The 18510-nt window shown below is 41.3% G+C and carries 19 protein-coding genes; 13 read left to right on the forward strand and 6 right to left on the reverse strand.

All coding sequences use genetic code 11. The annotated features are described in order from the left end of the window. Positions 1-94: 94 nt before the first annotated feature. The 5 genes from H8S63_RS12150 (at position 95) to H8S63_RS12170 (ending at position 6829) form a co-directional block, all read left to right on the forward strand. Positions 95-1504 (forward strand): amidophosphoribosyltransferase, encoded by a 1410-nt coding sequence (locus H8S63_RS12150; RefSeq protein ID WP_186926920.1) that lies wholly within the window; start codon positions 95-97, stop codon positions 1502-1504. Between the two features lie 153 nt (positions 1505-1657). Next, entirely contained in the window at positions 1658-2881 is a 1224-nt protein-coding gene (gene pepT, locus H8S63_RS12155; RefSeq protein ID WP_186926921.1) for a peptidase T, read from the forward strand. Positions 2882-2912: 31 nt separating this feature from the next. After that, the gene (gcvT, locus tag H8S63_RS12160) at positions 2913-3998 is read left to right on the forward strand and encodes a glycine cleavage system aminomethyltransferase GcvT (RefSeq protein WP_186926922.1); all 1086 of its coding nucleotides are present in this window, start codon (positions 2913-2915) and stop codon (positions 3996-3998) included. Positions 3999-4078: 80 nt separating this feature from the next. Then, on the forward strand, positions 4079-6352 hold the full coding sequence (locus tag H8S63_RS12165; protein WP_007756107.1) for a cation:proton antiporter: 2274 nt from the start codon (positions 4079-4081) through the stop codon (positions 6350-6352). 51 nt (positions 6353-6403) lie between these two features. Further along, positions 6404-6829: an HIT family protein gene (locus tag H8S63_RS12170; protein ID WP_186926923.1), complete on the forward strand. Its 426-nt coding sequence runs from the start codon at positions 6404-6406 to the stop codon at positions 6827-6829. Between the two features lie 158 nt (positions 6830-6987). Here H8S63_RS12170 and H8S63_RS12175 read toward each other — a convergent pair whose 3' ends face one another. The 4 genes from H8S63_RS12175 to H8S63_RS12190 all read right to left on the reverse strand — a co-directional run bounded on the left by H8S63_RS12175 (position 6988) and on the right by H8S63_RS12190 (position 9242). Further along, complete coding sequence (locus H8S63_RS12175; RefSeq protein WP_007756093.1) at positions 6988-7404, reverse strand: RNA-binding S4 domain-containing protein; 417 nt, start codon at positions 7402-7404, stop codon at positions 6988-6990. 1 nt (position 7405) lies between these two features. Further along, positions 7406-7972, reverse strand: coding sequence for an aminoacyl-tRNA hydrolase (pth, locus tag H8S63_RS12180; protein WP_032839835.1), 567 nt, complete (start codon positions 7970-7972; stop codon positions 7406-7408). A gap of 140 nt (positions 7973-8112) precedes the next feature. Then, entirely contained in the window at positions 8113-8703 is a 591-nt protein-coding gene (locus tag H8S63_RS12185; protein ID WP_007756089.1) for a 50S ribosomal protein L25/general stress protein Ctc, read from the reverse strand. Between the two features lie 137 nt (positions 8704-8840). Further along, positions 8841-9242, reverse strand: a complete 402-nt coding sequence (locus H8S63_RS12190) for a PUR family DNA/RNA-binding protein (protein WP_186926924.1) — start codon at positions 9240-9242, stop codon at positions 8841-8843. Positions 9243-9410: 168 nt separating this feature from the next. On the opposite strand from H8S63_RS12190, the gene nusB reads away from it, so the two are divergent. From nusB to H8S63_RS12220, 6 genes are all read left to right on the forward strand, one after another. Further along, positions 9411-10337 (forward strand): transcription antitermination factor NusB, encoded by a 927-nt coding sequence (nusB, locus tag H8S63_RS12195; RefSeq protein ID WP_186926925.1) that lies wholly within the window; start codon positions 9411-9413, stop codon positions 10335-10337. A gap of 39 nt (positions 10338-10376) precedes the next feature. Further along, positions 10377-10700 carry a preprotein translocase subunit YajC gene (yajC, locus tag H8S63_RS12200; RefSeq protein WP_007758753.1) on the forward strand — a complete coding sequence of 108 codons (324 nt, stop codon included), beginning with the start codon at positions 10377-10379 and terminating at the stop codon, positions 10698-10700. Positions 10701-10721: 21 nt separating this feature from the next. Beyond that, positions 10722-11735, forward strand: a complete 1014-nt coding sequence (locus H8S63_RS12205; protein WP_186926926.1) for a CdaR family protein — start codon at positions 10722-10724, stop codon at positions 11733-11735. After that, positions 11725-12339: a dephospho-CoA kinase gene (coaE, locus tag H8S63_RS12210; RefSeq protein ID WP_007756079.1), complete on the forward strand. Its 615-nt coding sequence runs from the start codon at positions 11725-11727 to the stop codon at positions 12337-12339. The genes H8S63_RS12205 and coaE overlap by 11 nt, the downstream gene beginning before the upstream one ends. 24 nt (positions 12340-12363) lie before the next feature. Further along, positions 12364-12789, forward strand: coding sequence for a DUF5606 domain-containing protein (locus H8S63_RS12215; protein WP_007756075.1), 426 nt, complete (start codon positions 12364-12366; stop codon positions 12787-12789). A gap of 200 nt (positions 12790-12989) precedes the next feature. After that, entirely contained in the window at positions 12990-13250 is a 261-nt protein-coding gene (locus H8S63_RS12220; RefSeq protein WP_186926953.1) for a hypothetical protein, read from the forward strand. Positions 13251-13334: 84 nt separating this feature from the next. Here H8S63_RS12220 and clpB read toward each other — a convergent pair whose 3' ends face one another. Beyond that, the gene (clpB, locus tag H8S63_RS12225) at positions 13335-15923 is read right to left on the reverse strand and encodes an ATP-dependent chaperone ClpB (protein WP_055278177.1); all 2589 of its coding nucleotides are present in this window, start codon (positions 15921-15923) and stop codon (positions 13335-13337) included. 224 nt (positions 15924-16147) lie between these two features. Between clpB and H8S63_RS12230 the strand changes: the two genes are divergently transcribed. Continuing rightward, positions 16148-16732 carry a DUF6621 family protein gene (locus tag H8S63_RS12230; RefSeq protein WP_007758765.1) on the forward strand — a complete coding sequence of 195 codons (585 nt, stop codon included), beginning with the start codon at positions 16148-16150 and terminating at the stop codon, positions 16730-16732. 19 nt (positions 16733-16751) lie between these two features. Beyond that, positions 16752-17648 (forward strand): LysR substrate-binding domain-containing protein, encoded by an 897-nt coding sequence (locus tag H8S63_RS12235; RefSeq protein ID WP_186926927.1) that lies wholly within the window; start codon positions 16752-16754, stop codon positions 17646-17648. A gap of 163 nt (positions 17649-17811) precedes the next feature. On the opposite strand, the gene H8S63_RS12240 is transcribed toward H8S63_RS12235, so the two are convergent. Continuing rightward, positions 17812-18447, reverse strand: coding sequence for an HU family DNA-binding protein (locus H8S63_RS12240; RefSeq protein WP_022275387.1), 636 nt, complete (start codon positions 18445-18447; stop codon positions 17812-17814). Between the last annotated feature and the right edge of the window lie 63 nt (positions 18448-18510).

Here is an 18510-nt window from a genome sequence, read left to right on the forward strand (position 1 = left end):
AAAACAAAACTTTGCGGGGCTCTTTATTTTATCAGACGGATTCTTTTTTGTACTTTTGCACATCTTTTTAAAAAACATCAATAAAGAGAATAACATGGGAGGTTTTTTCGGAACAGTCTCGAAAGCTAGTTGCGTGACTGATTTATTCTACGGCACAGATTATAACTCACATCTGGGTACAAAGCGGGGAGGACTCGCGACATACAGTAAGGAAAAAGGGTTTATACGCTCCATTCATAATTTGGAAAGTACCTATTTTCGAACAAAGTTCGAAGGAGAATTGGACAAGTTTAAAGGAAACGCCGGTATCGGCATTATTAGTGACACAGACGCTCAACCTATTATTATTAACTCTCACCTCGGCCGCTTCGCCATTATTACCGTTGCAAAGGTTGTCAATACTCAGCAACTGGAAGATGAACTTCTCAATCAAAATATGCACTTCGCCGAACTTAGTTCGAGCAATACCAATCAGACTGAACTTATCGCATTACTTCTGATACAAGGTAGAAACTTTGTGGAAGGTATTGAAAATGTGTTCAAGCACATCAAAGGTTCTTGCTCAATGCTTATCTTGACGGAGGACGGAAGTATCATCGCTGCTCGTGACCAGTGGGGGCGTACTCCTATCGTAATAGGAAAAAAAGAAGGAGCATACGCTGCGACAAGCGAATCATCCAGTTTTCCGAATTTGGATTATGAGATAGAGAAATACTTAGGTCCCGGTGAAATCGTCCGTATGTATGACGATCATATCGAACAACTTCGTGAACCGAATGAGGATATGCAGATTTGTTCGTTCCTGTGGGTGTACTATGGCTTTCCTACTTCTTGTTATGAAGGACGGAATGTAGAAGAGGTGCGCTTCACTTGTGGATTGAAGATGGGACAGACAGATCAATCGGAAGTGGACTGTGCTTGTGGTATTCCTGATTCGGGAGTGGGTATGGCTTTGGGATATGCAGAAGGTAAGGGTGTTCCTTATCACCGTGCGATTTCAAAATATACACCGACTTGGCCTCGTAGTTTTACTCCTAGTAATCAGGAGATGCGTGCGTTAGTGGCGAAGATGAAATTGATTCCGAACCGTGCAATGCTTGAAGGTAAACGTTTGTTGTTTTGTGATGATTCTATCGTTCGTGGCACGCAGTTGCGTGATAATGTGAAGATACTATATGATTATGGAGCAAAAGAGGTACATATGCGTATTGCCTGTCCTCCATTGATTTATGCTTGTCCGTTTGTAGGTTTTTCCGCTTCCAAAAATGCGTTGGAACTGATTACCCGCCGTATTATTAAGGAATTGGAAGGTGACGAAAATAAGAATTTGGATAAATATGCCACTACCGGGTCTCCCGAATATGAGAAGATGGTTGGTATTATAGCCGAACGTTTCGGGCTTTCTTCTTTGAAGTTCAATACAGTGGAAACATTAATAGAAGCTATCGGTCTGCCCAAATGCAAGGTTTGTACACATTGCTTTGACGGTAGTAGCCATTTTTAAAGTGGTCAGATAGGTCAGTTAAGTATCCGGATAAAATTATACAATAAAAAAGAGCCGTGAATTGCTTTGTAATTCACGGCTCTTTTTTTACCTTTACGGCACTATAAACTATCAATTTGTAAATTGTAATTAGTAACTTGTAATTAAAACGATATGACTTTAGTAGACAGATTTTTAAAGTATGTAAGCTTCGATACACAATCTGATGAATCGACAGGGCTTACTCCAAGTACTCCGAAGCAGATGGTTTTTGCAGAATACTTGAAAAAAGAGTTGGAATCTTTGGGGTTGGAAGATATAACTTTGGATGAGCATGGTTATCTTTTTGCCACGCTCCCTGCCAATATAGATAAAAAGGTACCGACTATCGGGTTTATTGCTCACATGGATACAAGTCCGGATATGACGGGTAAGGATGTTACTCCGCGTATTGTAGAAAAGTATGACGGTTCGGATATTGTACTTTGTGCCGAAGAAAATGTGGCTCTTTCCCCGTCGCAATTTCCGGAATTGTTGGATCATAAAGGAGAAGATTTGATTGTAACCAACGGAAAAACTTTGCTCGGTGCTGATGATAAAGCCGGTATTGCAGAGATTGTTTCCGCAATGGCCTATCTGAAAGACCACCCTGAAATCAAACACGGAAAAATCCGTATCGGTTTCAATCCGGACGAAGAAATCGGTGAAGGCGCTCATAAATTCGATGTAGAAAAGTTCGGTTGTGAGTGGGGATATACAATGGATGGCGGTGAAGTGGGAGAGTTGGAGTTCGAGAACTTCAATGCTGCTGCCGCTAAAGTTACTTTTAAAGGGCGTAATGTACATCCGGGATATGCTAAGGATAAGATGATTAATTCCATTTATTTGGCCAATCGGTTTATTACCCTGCTGCCGACACAGGAAAGGCCGGAGCATACTACGGGATATGAAGGATTTTATCATCTGATTGGCATTCAGGGTGAAGTGGAGCAAAGCTCAGTTTCTTATATCATTCGCGATCATGACCGTACTAAGTTTGAAAACCGCAAGAAAGAAATGGAACGTCTGGTCGCTCAAATGAATGCCGAATATGGTGCGGGTACGGTAACTCTCGAATTGCGCGACCAATATTATAATATGCGTGAGAAGATAGAGCCGGTGATGCATATTATCGACACCGCTTTTGCTGCAATGGAAGCTGTTGGTGTGAAACCGAATGTGAAGCCGATTCGTGGAGGTACGGATGGTGCACAACTTTCTTTTAAAGGCTTGCCTTGCCCGAATATCTTTGCCGGTGGGCTGAATTTTCACGGACGTTATGAATTTGTGCCTATCCAGAATATGGAGAAAGCAATGAAAGTAATTGTGAAGATTGCCGAGCTCGTAGCTTCCAAATAACTGATACTTAAAACTTAATACTTAAAAGAATATGAAAACCACTCCGTTTACAGAGAAACATATAGCGCTTGGTGCTAAAATGCACGAGTTTGCAGGTTATAATATGCCTATTGAATACTCCGGTATTATTGACGAACATCTGACGGTCTGTCAGGGTGTCGGGGTATTTGATGTATCCCATATGGGAGAATTCTGGGTGAAAGGTCCGGAGGCATTGGCTTTTCTTCAGAAGGTGACTTCCAATAATGTGGCGGTACTGACTCCGGGAAAAATTCAATATACTTGTTTCCCGAATGATAAAGGAGGAATTGTAGATGACTTGCTGGTATATCAGTATGAACCGGAAAAATATATGTTGGTAGTCAATGCCGCTAATATTGAAAAGGACTGGGACTGGTGCGTTTCTCATAATACGGAAGGAGCGGAATTGGAGAACGCTTCGGATCACATGGCGCAACTTGCTGTGCAGGGGCCGAAAGCGATTCTTGCTTTGCAGAAATTGACTGATATTGATCTGTCATCAATTCCTTATTATACTTTTAAAGTCGGAAAGTTTGCAGGTGAAGAGAACGTGATAATTTCCAATACCGGCTATACGGGTGCAGGAGGTTTTGAACTATATTTCTATCCGAATGTGGCTGATACTATTTGGAAAGCGGTTTTTGAAGCCGGTGAGGAGTTCGATATCAAACCTATCGGTTTAGGAGCTCGCGATACACTTCGGTTGGAGATGGGATTCTGTCTGTATGGAAATGATTTGGATGATACTACTTCACCGATAGAAGCTGGACTTGGATGGATAACTAAGTTTATAGAAGGTAAAGAGTTTATCAATCGTCCGATGCTGGAGAAGCAGAAAGCAGAAGGAGTAACCCGTAAATTGGTTGGCTTTGAAATGGTTGATCGTGGAATTCCCCGTCATGGGTATGAACTTGTAAATTCGGATGGGGAGAAGATTGGGATCGTTACTTCGGGCACTATGTCGCCTACCCGCAAAATTGGTATCGGCATGGGGTATGTGAAACCGGAATACAGCAAGGCAGATACGGAAATTTGTATCGATATGCGTGGTCGTAAATTGAAAGCGGTCGTGGTAAAACCTCCGTTCAGGAAATAATTGAATATTTATAGAAATGCAGATTAACGTTGCTCATTCCATAGATTTATTATAATTTTGTCAGCAAATATGATGAAATAATGTCTCAGTTACCTACTCTTATAGCCGATCTCGCACTGATACTGATCTGTGCAGGCATCATGACTTTATTATTTAAGAAGTTGAAGCAACCTTTGGTTTTAGGATATGTGGTTGCCGGCTTTTTGGCAAGTCCGCATATGCCTTATACGCCTTCCGTAATGGATACTGCGAATATTAAGACATGGGCGGATATAGGTGTTATCTTCTTGTTGTTCGCTCTCGGACTGGAATTTAGTTTTAAGAAGATAGTAAAAGTGGGTGGCTCTGCTATTATTGCCGCTTGTACTATTATTTTCTGCATGATTCTGTTGGGTATAGGCGTTGGTATGGGCTTCGGCTGGCATAGGATGGATAGCCTGTTTTTGGGTGGTATGATTGCAATGTCCTCTACTACGATTATTTATAAGGCTTTTGATGATCTGGGGTTACGGAAAAAACAGTTTACCGGCTTGGTCTTGAGTATCTTGATTTTGGAAGATATTTTGGCAATTGTGTTGATGGTCATGCTTTCCACAATGGCTGTAAGCCATAATTTTGAAGGTACGGAAATGTTGGAAAGTATCGGTAAACTATTGTTTTTCCTAATTCTCTGGTTTGTGGTCGGTATCTATCTAGTACCGGAATTCTTGAAACGTTGCCGTAAACTGATGGGAGAGGAGACTTTGCTTATTGTGTCGCTGGCACTATGTTTCGGTATGGTGGTTATGGCGGCTAATACGGGTTTCTCCGCTGCTTTCGGTGCGTTTATTATGGGATCTATTTTGGCGGAAACAATTGAAGCGGAATCTATCGACCGATTAGTGAAACCTGTTAAAGATCTTTTCGGAGCCATCTTTTTCGTATCGGTAGGAATGATGGTGGATCCGGCGATGATTGTAGAATATGCCATACCTATTCTTGTCATTACTTTGGCGGTTATTTTGGGGCAGTCCGTATTCGGAACATTTGGAGTAATACTTTCCGGCAAACCATTGAAGACGGCTATGCAATGCGGCTTTAGTCTGACGCAGATTGGTGAATTTGCATTTATTATCGCATCTTTGGGAGTCTCGCTGCACGTGACAAGTGATTTTCTCTATCCGATTGTGGTGGCTGTTTCCGTCATCACTACTTTTCTGACTCCTTATATGATTCGTCTTGCCGAACCGGCTTCTACTTTCGTAGATGCTCATCTTCCCGTTTCATGGAGGAAATTTCTGATGCGCTACTCTTCCGGATCGCAGACTGCGCTCAATCATGAGAACTTATGGAAGAAGTTGATATTGGCAATGGTACGCATTACTGTCGTTTATTCTATTGTCAGCATATCGATCATTGCGCTTTCTTTTCGTTTTGTCATACCTTTCTTTAAAGAGAACCTGCCTCATTTGGGAGCTTCTTTACTTGGAGCTGTGTTTATCATTCTCTGTATTGCTCCATTTCTGCGGGCTATTATGGTGAAGAAAAACCATTCGGTGGAGTTTATGACTTTGTGGCACGCCAATCGTGCAAATCGCGCTCCGCTGGTATCGACCATTGTGATTCGCATTATGATAGCGGCACTTTTTGTTATCTTTGTGATTTCCGGATTATTCAAGGCGTCTATCGGCCTAGTTATCGGAGTTGCAGTGCTGGTAGTGTTGCTAATGGTATGGTCGCGCCGCTTGAAAAAGCAGTCTATCTCGATTGAACGTCGTTTTTTCCAGAATCTTCGTTCCCGTGATGTGCGCGCGGAATATCTAGGGGAGAAAAAACCGGAATATGCCGGACGCTTGTTATCGCATGATCTCCATCTTGCCGATATGGAGATTCCTGGTGAGTCTGCTTGGGCGGGAAAGACATTGATGGAACTGAATTTAGGAAAGAAGTTCGGAGTTCATGTTGCTTCCATTCTTCGCGGAAAGAGACGGATTAATATTCCGGGTGGTTCTGTCCGTCTGTTTCCAATGGATAAAATACAGGTGATAGGGACGGATGAACAATTGAATGTGTTTAATGAAGCCATGCAAAATGGGACAAAGGTGGATTGGGATGTGTATGAAAAGAGTGAGATGACTCTAAAACAATTAATTGTTGATAGTGATTCCATGTTTTTAGGTAAGACCATTCGTGAATCGGGCATTCGGGATAAATATCATTGTATGATAGCAGGTGTTGAAAGTGAGGATGGAACATTGATGATTCCGGATGTGAATGTGCCGCTTGAAGAGGGTGATGTGGTCTGGGTGGTAGGTGAAAAAGAGGATGTATACCAATTAGTCAATCAAAAAAACGAAAAAGTACAAGTCGGATAGGAGTGTTATGCCTATTTTTGTAAACGATAAAAACTTAAAAATAATAATATCATGAAGAGCGATCCGAAAGAATGTCTGTATTGTCAGAATAATGAAACGCTGCATAATCTGATGATTGAGATTGCGCAGTTGAGTGTGTCACGTGTATTCCTGTTTAAGGAGCAAACCTATCGCGGGCGTTGCCTTGTTGCTTACAAGGATCATGTGAACGATTTGAACGAGTTGAGTGATGAAGACCGTAATGCTTTTATGTCAGACGTTGCACGTGTTGCCCGTGCCATGCAAAAAGCTTTCCAGCCGGAAAAGATAAATTATGGTGCATACTCAGATAAGTTGTCTCATTTGCATTTTCATTTAGCGCCTAAATATGTGGATGGACCGGATTATGGAGGTACATTCCAAATGAATCCGGGAAAGGTTTATCTGACTGACGCGGAATATCAGGAACTGATTGATGCAGTTGAGGCAAATCTGTAAATGATAATCTAGAGTCTACGGTTCACGGTTCACCACAGAGGACACAGGGGACACAGAGGTTGTATATCGAAGCATACCTATAATTGTATTAAGAGTATAATCATGGATAGTGCCTAAAAGACTCTTTCCTCTATTTCCTCCGTGTCCTCCGTGGTGAACTATTCTTCAAAGTCAAAATCGAAGTCAAAATCGTCCATAAACTCCGGAGTTGTAAATTCTTCCAGCTCGCGGCGGTCTTTTTTAGTTGGGCGTCCGGTTCCGCGTGCACGGTCTATGAATCCGCTGATTTTGCTCATTTCTAACAATTCGTATTGATCGGGAGTAGTGACGTTTTCCATCATCTCCGGTACTAACTTTGCACCTATGCGCTTTTCGATAGCCTGCAGTACCTTGAAGGAATAGGTGATAGGTGGCTTTTTTACCTGTATGACATCTCCCGGTTTTACCATACGGGCAGCTTTCACCAATGCGCCATTGATGGTGACGCGTCCTTTCTTACAAGCTTCCGCTGCAATTGTGCGTGTCTTGAAGATGCGGACAGCCCACATCCATTTATCTATTCTTGCTTCCGCCATTTTATTTCTTATTAAACTGGTTCATTGTGATATCAATTCCGGCAAGGCAAAAACTCTTGATGATTTCTCCAGCTGTTTCCAATCTTTCATTCATTGTTTTCCAGTCTTCATCAGTGAAGTGTCCGAGTACGTAATCTATTTGTCCGCCACGAGGAAAATCATTTCCGATACCAAAACGCAAGCGGGCATAGTTCTGAGTCCCTAATGTTGCAGCGATATGTTTCAAACCGTTATGTCCGGCATCGCTTCCTTTTCCCTTCAAACGTAGTGTTCCGAAAGGGAGTGCCAGATCGTCTACTACAATCAATACATTCTCTAGTGGAATGTTTTCTTTTTGCATCCAATAGCGAACGGCTAATCCGCTTAGGTTCATAAAAGTAGACGGTTTCAACAGTATCAATTGGCGACCTTTGATCGTGAAATTAGTGGTGAATCCGTAGCGGCCGTCAATAAAAGGAGGAGCACTGTTGGTTTTAGCCAATGAATCTACCGTCATAAATCCGATGTTGTGGCGGGTCTCATGATATTCGGGACCAATATTCCCCAGTCCGACAATTAAATATTTTATCATTGTTTTTTCGGTAAAACAGTTCGTTAATGTAGAAAGAGAAACGCAGATTAATACAAATTAATGCAGACTGAACATCTGCTTTAATCTGCATTAATCTGCGTTTGAAGTATATCTCTGTTTACAGGGATATACTCAGATTATTTGCCTGCAGCGGCTGCTGCACCTCTTGCTGCACGAGTCAACTTAACGGCACATACAACGGCTTCTTTAGCACTGATCAGTTCAAGACCTTCAAAGCTCAATTCACCAACTTTGATAGTCTTACCCAATCCTAAGTGAGAAACGTTGATGATCAGCTTTTCAGGAATTACATTGTACAAAGCTTTCACTTTGATCTTACGCATCTGCAATGCCAACTTACCACCGGCTTTCACACCTTCTGCAAGACCTTCCAACTGTACAGGAACTTCCATTACGATAGGTTTAGCTTCATCAATCTGATAGAAGTCAACGTGCAGGATAGTATCCTTTACCGGGTGGAACTGGATGTCTTTCAAGATAGCGTTTACTTTTTTGCCATCGATCACCAAGTCTACTACGTAGATGTGCGGAGTATAAACCAAGTTGCGAAGACCTTCGTTAGTCACTGTGAAGTGAACTACTTCATTACCTCCGTAAAGTACACAAGGTACACCACCGTTCTTACGCATTTCTTTCAAAGCTCTTGCTTGTTCTGAAGAGCGTTCTGCAATTGTTCTTGCAGTTCCTTTTACTTCAATTGATTTCATTTCTTTAAAAATTTGTGTTACTCTAAATTAAGTTAGTTTGCTTAATTCACCATCACACGATGTGGATTATCACACGATGTTGCAAAAAAGCGGTGCAAAAGTACATCTTTCTTTTGAAATATCAAAGAGTTACTCCTTTAAAAGTCAATATCAATCTTAATTTCACTCTCTAATTTCTCTTCTTGGGCTTCTTCGGTAGCTTTTCGCTCATTTTCTTCATCGGCTTCTTGGTCCAGCTGGCTGTTGTAGTCACCCATTTCACTACGGTCGATAAAGCTGATAGCTTCCGTCAACCCTGCCATAAACTTCTGAAAGTCTTCCCGGTATAAGAAGATTTTGTGTTTCTCGAAGCTCACTTGAGAGTCATCACCTTCTCCCGTTACCACTTTTTTACTCTCTGTAATAGCCAGGAACATTTCATCTTTACGATTCTTTTTTACGTCAAGGTAATAGATGCGTTTACCTGCTTTAATGGACTTGGAGAATACGATCTCCTTGTCATTCATGTCTGCGCTCATTTTCTTTTTTAAATCTTCCATATCTTACGGTCCGTTTATAATCGGCTTCAAAATTGGATATTTTTTTTAAACTGTCAAAAGAAAAAGCGCAGAGAATGAAATACTGCATTAAAAAATGTGATTTATTTGTGGAAACTCATTAAAAATATCTACTTTTGCAGTTCGATAACAACAGTATTAATTTGAATTATGATCAACAGAGTTCTTATTCGTCTTAAGATTATACAGATAGTATATGCCTATTATCAGAATGGCAGTAAAAATCTAGACTCAGCGGAGAAAGAGTTATTCTTTAGTCTTTCAAAGGCGTATGACCTTTATAATTATTTGCTAATGCTGATGATAGCATTGACAGAGTACGCACAAAAACGTATTGATACGGCAAAAGCCAAATTGGCACCTACGGCAGAGGAGTTATATCCCAATACAAAGTTTGTGAACAACAAGTTTGTTGCTCAATTGGAGGTCAATAAGCAGCTTACAGAGTTCATAGCTAATCAGAAAAGGACTTGGGCGAACGATCAGGATTTCGTAAAGGAACTTTATGAGAAAATTGTGGGAACTGATATTTATAAGGATTATATGGCTTCCGATGATGATTCTTATGAAGCAGACCGGGAATTATGGAGAAAACTCTATAAAACATATATTTTTAATAATGATTCTTTAGATCAGGTGTTGGAGGATCAAAGTCTGTATTGGAATGACGATAAGGAAATCGTAGATACATTCGTGCTGAAGACAATTAAACGTTTTGATGAAAAGAAAGGCGCTAATCAGGAATTACTTCCGGAATTCAAGGATGATGAAGATCAGGAATTTGCGCGCCGTCTGTTCCGCCGTACTATTTTGAATTCTGACTACTATCGTCATTTGATTAGCGAGAATACGAAGAATTGGGATTTGGACCGTATTGCATTTATGGATATCATTATTATGCAAACTGCCTTAGCGGAAATTTTAACTTTCCCGAACATTCCGGTCAGTGTTTCGTTAAATGAATATGTAGAAATAGCGAAGTTGTATAGCACGTCTAAAAGCGGTAGCTTTATCAACGGAACGCTGGATGGAATAGTTAATCAATTGAAAAAAGAAGGTAAGTTGACCAAAAACTGATATCTTTGTATACATTATAGAAACTAAAACTGATTATTTATGAACGTATTGACTTTATTATTAGATGCTCCTGTTGGGGCTGCCGGAGGTGGAAGTATGATGTGGATCATGCTGATAGCGATGTTTGTTATCATGTATTTCTTTATGATCCGTCCTCAAAATAAGAAACAAAAAGAAATAGCTAATTTCCGTAAATCTCTTCAAGTAAATCAGAGCGTGATTACTGCCGGTGGTATACACGGAACAATCAAGGAAATTAATGATGACTATGTTGTACTTGAGATTGCTTCTAACGTAAAGATTAAAATAGATAAGAATTCTATCTTTGCCGACGCTTCAGCAGCTAGCAATCAATCTAAATAAATAGCTGGTAAATACATGCCTATGTTTGATCGTAGGGAAATAAGATATACATATTTAAAACTATCTAAGAGAATTAAGGATTTTCTGCTCAGTGATAAGAGCAGAGAGTTCTTAATTTTTTTATTTTTCTTTTTGATAGCCAGCGGATTCTGGTTACTTCAAACATTGAATAATGATTATGAAGCGGATTTCTCTATCCCGGTGCGTATCAAAGACGTTCCTAATAATGTAGTGTTGACCTCTGAACCTCCTTCCGAACTTCACGTCAGGGTGAAAGATAAAGGGACTGTCCTTCTGAACTATATGTTGGGCAAAAGTTTTTTCCCGGTGAATCTTAGTTTTCCTGATTATAAGGGAAAAGATAATCATGTGAAGATTTACGCCTCGGATTTTGAAAAGAAGATAATAAGCCAGTTGAACGTGTCTTCCAAAATTCTTTCTATAAAGCCGGATACATTAGATTATATCTATTCGGAAGGAAAGTCCAAACTAGTACCTGTTCGTCTTCAAGGAAAAGTGACTGCCGGACTTCAATATTATGTGTCGGATACGATTTGTAATCCTGATTCAGTATTGATATATGCTCCGGAAGGAATTTTGGATACGATAACGACTGCTTATACGCAAAAGATAAATCTGGAGAATATTTCGGATACTACGCGGCAACGGGTTTCTTTATCTCCGGTGAGAGGAGTAAAGTTTGTTCCGAGTTCGGTTGAAATGACATTCCCGGTCGATATTTATACGGAGAAAACCGTAGAAGTGCCGTTGCATGGAATCAACTTTCCGGCGGATAAAGTGCTGCGTGCCTTCCCTTCTAAAGTTCAGATTACTTTTCAGGTAGGCTTAAAACGGTTTCGTAGCATAAAAGCGAGTGACTTCGTGATTAATGTCTCGTATGAAGAGTTGCTGAAGTTGGGTTCGGATAAATACACGGTTAAGTTGAAATCATTTCCAAGTGGAATCAATCAAATCCGTATTACTCCGGCACAAGTTGATTTTTTGATAGAACAAATATCTTCCAATGGCGATTAAAGTAGGTATAACCGGTGGTATCGGTAGCGGGAAAAGTGTGGTTTCCAGATTGCTCGGCATAATGGGAATCCCTGTTTATATTTCTGATATAGAGGCGAAACGTATTACGAATACGGATGAGGTAATTCATCGGGAACTGTGCGCTTTGGTTGGTGAGGAAGTTTTTCAGAATGGGGAATTAAACCGTCCTTTTTTGGCTACCTATATGTTTGGGTATCCGGAACGCACGAAAGAAGTGAATGGGATTATTCATCCACAGGTGAAAAATGATTTCCGTCAATGGGCCGGTCGGTTGAGTCGTAAACCATTAGTCGGCATGGAATCAGCCATTCTTATAGAGTCTGGTTTTAGAGATGAGGTCGATGTTTTGGTAATGGTATATGCACCATTGGATATAAGGGTAGAACGTGCCATGCGACGTGATGGCTCTTCAAAGGACTTGGTAATGCAGCGTATCGAGGCTCAAATGAGTGATGAGGTTAAGAGAAGTCAAGCCGACTTTGTGATTGTGAATGACGATGAAACACCCTTAATTCCGCAGGTTTTAGAGCTTATTTCTTTGCTATCTAAAAATAATCATTACCTTTGCTCCGCAAAAAAATAATTAATAAACAAAAGAATATATACTATGTTGAAGACTATCTTGTCTATCTCCGGCAAACCGGGATTGTACAAACTCATTTCGCAAGGAAAAAATATGTTGATTGTAGAATCAGTCAATGCTGAGAAAAAACGTTTTCCTGCTTATGGCAATGAAAAAATTATTTCTTTGGCAGATATAGCAATGTACACGGACGATGCGGAAGTTCCTTTGTATGAAGTGTTGGAAGCAATCAAGGAAAAAGAAAAATCTGCAGCCGCTTCTATTGATCCAAAGAAAGCAACTCCTGAACAATTGCGTGAATATTTGGCTGAAGTATTGCCGAATTTCGATCGCGAACGTGTGTATGTGGCTGATATCAAGAAATTAGTTTCCTGGTATAATATCTTGGTTGCTAACGGAATCACGGAATTTAAACCGGAAGAGGCTAAAGAGGAAACAGTTACGGAATAAGGAATTGAGCCGATTGTTTAATCGAAGTGGAAGCATGATAATCACATAAAGATGGTTATCATGCTTTTTTAGTTGTAATGTGGATATTTCAAAAATATATTAGTATTAATTGGGTAATCTTTGATTAAAATAAATATCTTCTGTTTATATTGTAAATAATACTTCTTTTTATGTATCTTTGCCTTCATAGTTTTAAATTGATGTTAGGGGAGATGGAGACAATAACAAATAAAGAAGTAAATGTCCGTTTGGACAATCAAAAAGGAATCTTGTGCATAACCGGCTTATTAGTTGGTACGATGGTATTTTTATACGATTCACAGGGAGAGCTGAAGGGGAAGTCCAAGTTTGAGTTGCCCTCAATTTCTATGCTGGTTCCTAAATATGGGACTTATGTATTGGTGATGAGCCATCCGAACTGTCAACCGGAAGTTCGTAGGATAATATATTCAGAGAAATAAAAAATGAGAGTGTGTCATACCGCGATGAACGCAAATTATCGCAGATTATTTATGACACATCCTCATTTTAATTTAATGAAACCTTTAGTTCCTGAATACTAATCCGTCACCGCTAGCGTCTACAATAATTGCTTTGCTTCGGTCTACTTCCTGAGAAAGTAGTTTTTTGGACAAGTCGTTCAGTAGGTAGCGTTGAATAGCCCTCTTTACCGGACGTGCTCCGAATTCGGGATCATATCCTACTTTAGATAAGAAGTCCAAAGCAGCTTCGGTCATCTCAAGTTCCACTCCGTTTTCGGCTAACATCTTCTGTACGCTCTTGATCTGTAAGAGTACAATCTGCTTGATTTCCTTTTCTGTTAACGGCAAGAACATGATTGTTTCGTCGATACGGTTCAAGAATTCCGGACGAATGGTCTTTTTCAGCATATTCATCACTTCCTTTTTCGTTTCTTCGACTACCTCTTCTTTGTTTGCACCATTCAGCTTCTCCATCTGGCTCTGTATATAGGAACTACCCATATTTGAAGTCATGATGATGATAGTGTTCTTGAAGTTGACCACCCTTCCTTTGTTGTCTGTCAGCCGTCCGTCATCCAATACTTGCAACAGAATGTTGAATACATCCGGATGAGCTTTCTCTATTTCATCGAACAGAACGACAGAATAAGGTTTCCGTCGGATAGCTTCCGTCAGTTGACCGCCTTCATCATATCCTACATATCCCGGAGGCGCTCCGACCAAACGGGAAACACTATGCTTTTCCTGATACTCGCTCATATCGATACGGGTCATCATCGTTTCGTCATCAAACAGAAATTCAGCCAATGCCTTTGCAAGCTCTGTTTTACCCACACCGGTCGTTCCGAGAAAGATAAATGAGCCGATCGGGCGTTTCGGGTCTTGCAGTCCGGCGCGGCTACGACGTACAGCGTCCGCAACAGCTTCTATCGCTTCATCCTGCCCGATAACCCGTTCGTGAAGCTCTTCTTCAAGATGCAACAGTTTGTCTTTCTCGCTCTGCATCATTTTGCTGACCGGAATACCCGTCCAACGAGAAACTACGTCTGCAATGTCTTCAGCGTCTACTTCCTCTTTAATCATGGCGGTATCACCTTGCATTTCGCGGAGCTTTTGCTGAGTCTCTTCTATTTCTTTGTCCAAAGCTTGGAGTTTACCGTAACGTATTTCCGCAACTTTTCCGTAGTCGCCTTCCCGTTCCGCCTTTTCCGCCTCAAATTTCAGATTCTCAATCTCCACCTTATTCTGTTGGATCTTGTCCATCAACGTCTTTTCGCTCTGCCATTTTGCCTTGAAAGACTTTTCCTGCTCTTTCAGTTCGGCAAGCTCCTTACCGATGATTTCCAACTTAGGCTTGTCATTCTCACGTTTGATGGCTTCACGCTCAATCTCCAATTGTTTGATTTTACGGGAAATCTCATCCAGCTCTTCCGGAACGGAATCCACCTCCATGCGTAATTTAGCGGCAGCTTCGTCCATCAGGTCGATAGCTTTGTCCGGCAAGAAACGATCGGTGATGTAGCGGCTACTTAGTTCTACGGCTGCAATGATCGCATCATCTTTGATACGGACATGATGATGGTTCTCGTAGCGTTCTTTCAGTCCACGCAGGATAGAGATTGTGCTCAAGTTATCCGGCTCATCCACCTGCACGATTTGGAAACGGCGTTCCAAAGCCTTATCCTTCTCGAAATATTTCTGGTATTCGTCGAGAGTCGTAGCACCGATAGACCGCAACTCGCCACGTGCTAAGGCCGGTTTTAGGATATTGGCGGCGTCCATTGCACCTTCCCCTTTTCCGGCGCCTACCAGCGTGTGAATCTCGTCAATAAACAAGATGATATCACCTTCGGATTTCTTCACCTCATTGACTACGGACTTCAACCGTTCCTCAAACTCACCTTTGTATTTTGCACCGGCAACCAATGCTCCCATATCCAATGAATACACCTGTTTGTTTTTCAGATTTTCGGGCACGTCTCCACGAAGAATACGATGCGCCAATCCTTCTACAATGGCTGTCTTACCGGTACCCGGTTCTCCAATCAGAATCGGATTGTTTTTAGTGCGACGGCTCAATATCTGAAGTACGCGGCGGATCTCCTCGTCACGTCCGATGACAGGGTCCAACTTACCGCTACGGGCAGCCTCATTCAAGTTGATGGCATACTTTTCGAGTGACTGATAGGTGTCTTCACTTGATTGCGACGTAACCTTTTCTCCTTTTCTCAATTCACTGATGGCGTTGCGCAGTTCCTTTTCCGTCATACCTGCGTCCTTCAGGATGGTAGAAACGGTACTCTTGACAGTCAGCAATGCGAGTATGATATGTTCCAGCGAGACGAATTCGTCGCCCATTTCTTTGGAATACTGTGTCGCTTTCTGTAAAACCTCGTTGGATTCACGACTCAGGTACGGCTCGCCACCGGATACTTTCGGAAGTGAATCGATTTGTCTGTCTACAACAAGAGCAACCTGTTGTCCGTTCATGCCCAATTTCTGGAAAATGAAGTTAGTGACGTTTTCGCCTACTTTCATCACTCCCTGCATGATGTGGACAGGTTCAATAGCCTGTTGTCCCCGACTTTGTACCAGGTTCACGGCCTCCTGCACCGCTTCTTGAGATTTGATGGTAAAATTGTTAAAATTCATATTGTTGTTCTCCTTTCTTATTTCATGTTTCTAATAACACTTAAAAGGGCGCAAAAGATTTGCCAAGTAGAAAAATATGACAAAATAGCATGATTATTAAGGAGTTAAAGGACAAAATGACTTTTTTTGTTTAGTGCAGACTGACGAATTTGCAAGATAATCAAGTGGATAAATGAAAGTATTGTAGTATCTTTATCCGCTGTAATGATATAATTAAGGTATATATGAATGATAAACCCCAAATAAAACTGTCCGAAACAGTAGTGCTGATAGATGCCGCTTTTCTGAATTTTGTAATAACGGATATAAAGAACTATTTTGAGAAGACATTGCAACGTTCTTTACAAGAGATAGACCTTTCGTTGTTTACTTCCTATCTGACTCTGGATGCAGGAATCAACGAAGGAAAGAACGAGGTGCAATTTCTTTTTGTATATGATAAAGAATCGAGACACTTGCAACATTGCCAGCCTTCCGACTTGCAGGAGGAGCTGAACGGAGTTGCTTTCCAAAGTCCGTATGGCGAGTTCTCTTTTGCCGGTGTCCCGTCGGAGGGCATGGTGTCGAGAGAAGACCTGTTTATGGATTTGCTTTCCGTTGTTTCCGATTCGGCGGATGTGAAGCGGATGATTGTTGTTTCTTTCAACGAGGAATATGGGAAGAAAGTGACTGATGTTCTACAGGGACTGAAAGGCAAGGAAGTTATGCAGTTCCGTATGAATGAACCGGAAATACCGGTAAACTACAAATGGGATATGTTGGCTTTTCCTGTGATGCATTCATTGGGAATAAGGGCGGAGGAGTTATAATCGCTAATACTAAGTTGCTGTGTCCGATTTTCGTTTAAAAGTTTTTCAGAGTGTAGCGAAGAACCTAAGTTTTACGAAGGCTTCGCAAGAGTTGTTTGTCAGCCAGCCTGCTATCACCAAGCATATTCAGGAGTTGGAGACTTGTTATCAAACCCGTCTTTTCGAGCGTCAGGGAAGTAAAATCTCCTTGACTGAGGCCGGAGAGTTGTTACTGAAGCATAGTGAAAAGATTCTGGATGATTATAAGCAATTGGAATACGAGATGCACTTGTTGCATGACGAATATATCGGAGAATTAAAACTGGGTGCCAGCACTACGATTGCGCAATACGTCCTTCCTCCTTTATTGGCCAACTTCATAACAAAGTTTCCACAAATCAATCTTTCTTTGATAAATGGGAATTCCCGTGGAGTGGAGGTGGCGTTGCAGGAACATCGTATTGATCTGGGATTGGTAGAGGGTATCTTCCGTTTGCCGAATTTGAAGTACACTGCATTCCTGCAAGATGAACTCGTGGCTGTGGTTCATACGCGGAGTAAATTGGCGGTTGCCGACGAAATCCTTCCGGAAGAACTTCCAAATATCCCTTTGGTCTTGCGCGAAAGAGGTTCCGGTACATTAGATGTATTTGAGCGTGCTCTGCTGCAGTATAATCTGAAGCTCTCTTCTCTGAATGTTTTAATGTATCTTGGCAGTACGGAAAGTATCAAGCTTTTTCTGGAGCATACGGATTGTATGGGAATTGTTTCCATCCGTTCGGTACATAAGGAACTTGTTGCCGGCACTCTGAGGGTAGTTGAAATAAAAGGAATGCCGATGCAACGTGAGTTTAACTTTGTTCAGTTGCAAGGGCAGGAGGGAGGATTGTCCCAAGTCTTTATGCGTTTTGCGGGACATCATAGCAAGAGTTTATAACCTCGCTTAGGAATCTCCACTAGAAGAAAAAACAATATTATCTCTCATCTCTCATGATTTGCTTGTAAATTGTTGATTATCAGTTTAGCATTTTATGAGAGATCTTTTTTATGCTACCATCTCTCATGCTTTCCGCACCTTTTGAGACATAATCTTTAACTCATTATTCTTCTTGTTTCTTTTTTATATAGATTCTGTGTGCACCTCTTCCAGCGATTCCGATTCCGGAATTGGGTTGATCTCCCCATTGTTTTAATTCTATGGTTGCTGCCGTTTGTAAAAGTCCTGTTAGTTTCCGATATTCATGAACCGTAAGGAACGAATGCTCGTCGAGATATTTCAATGCCAGTTTGAGACGTTGCTCCGGTGTGAACTTCTGTGAGGAACGTTGCTTTTTCCAAGAGGCTCTTTCCAGTCGGCATCTTTCATTAATTCTTCTCAGCATGATTTTGTCTACTCGGAAATTTACATTTCCTACATAAATACTCTGTGCATTACGATGTTCACTTCCTTCTTCAGCTCCTTCCCGTTCTTTATCTTTGTACAGGGCCAGCGACGCTGTGAATGTGCCGATTCCGTCTATCTTAACCGAGCGTCCTTCCGCCATTATGTGTGCCATTTCGATGGAGGTTTGGAGCAATATACCTTCTATATCTCCTGGGCTGAAACCACTGACGTCACCCACTCGTTGGGCGAGTTCTTTTATGCTTGCATTGTCTACCCGTGCAAACTTCGGATATGTGATTCTTTTTCCCGTATTCTGTAAGTCGGGCATCTCCTCCATTATGTACTTTGCCATACTGTTTGTTGTTTAAATCATTAGTAGATAAGTTCTTGTATACTAGGGCAAAACTTCTTTTTC

It is taken from the genome of Bacteroides sp. NSJ-39, assembly GCF_014287315.1.
Taxonomy (GTDB): Bacteria; Bacteroidota; Bacteroidia; order Bacteroidales; family Bacteroidaceae; genus Bacteroides; species Bacteroides finegoldii.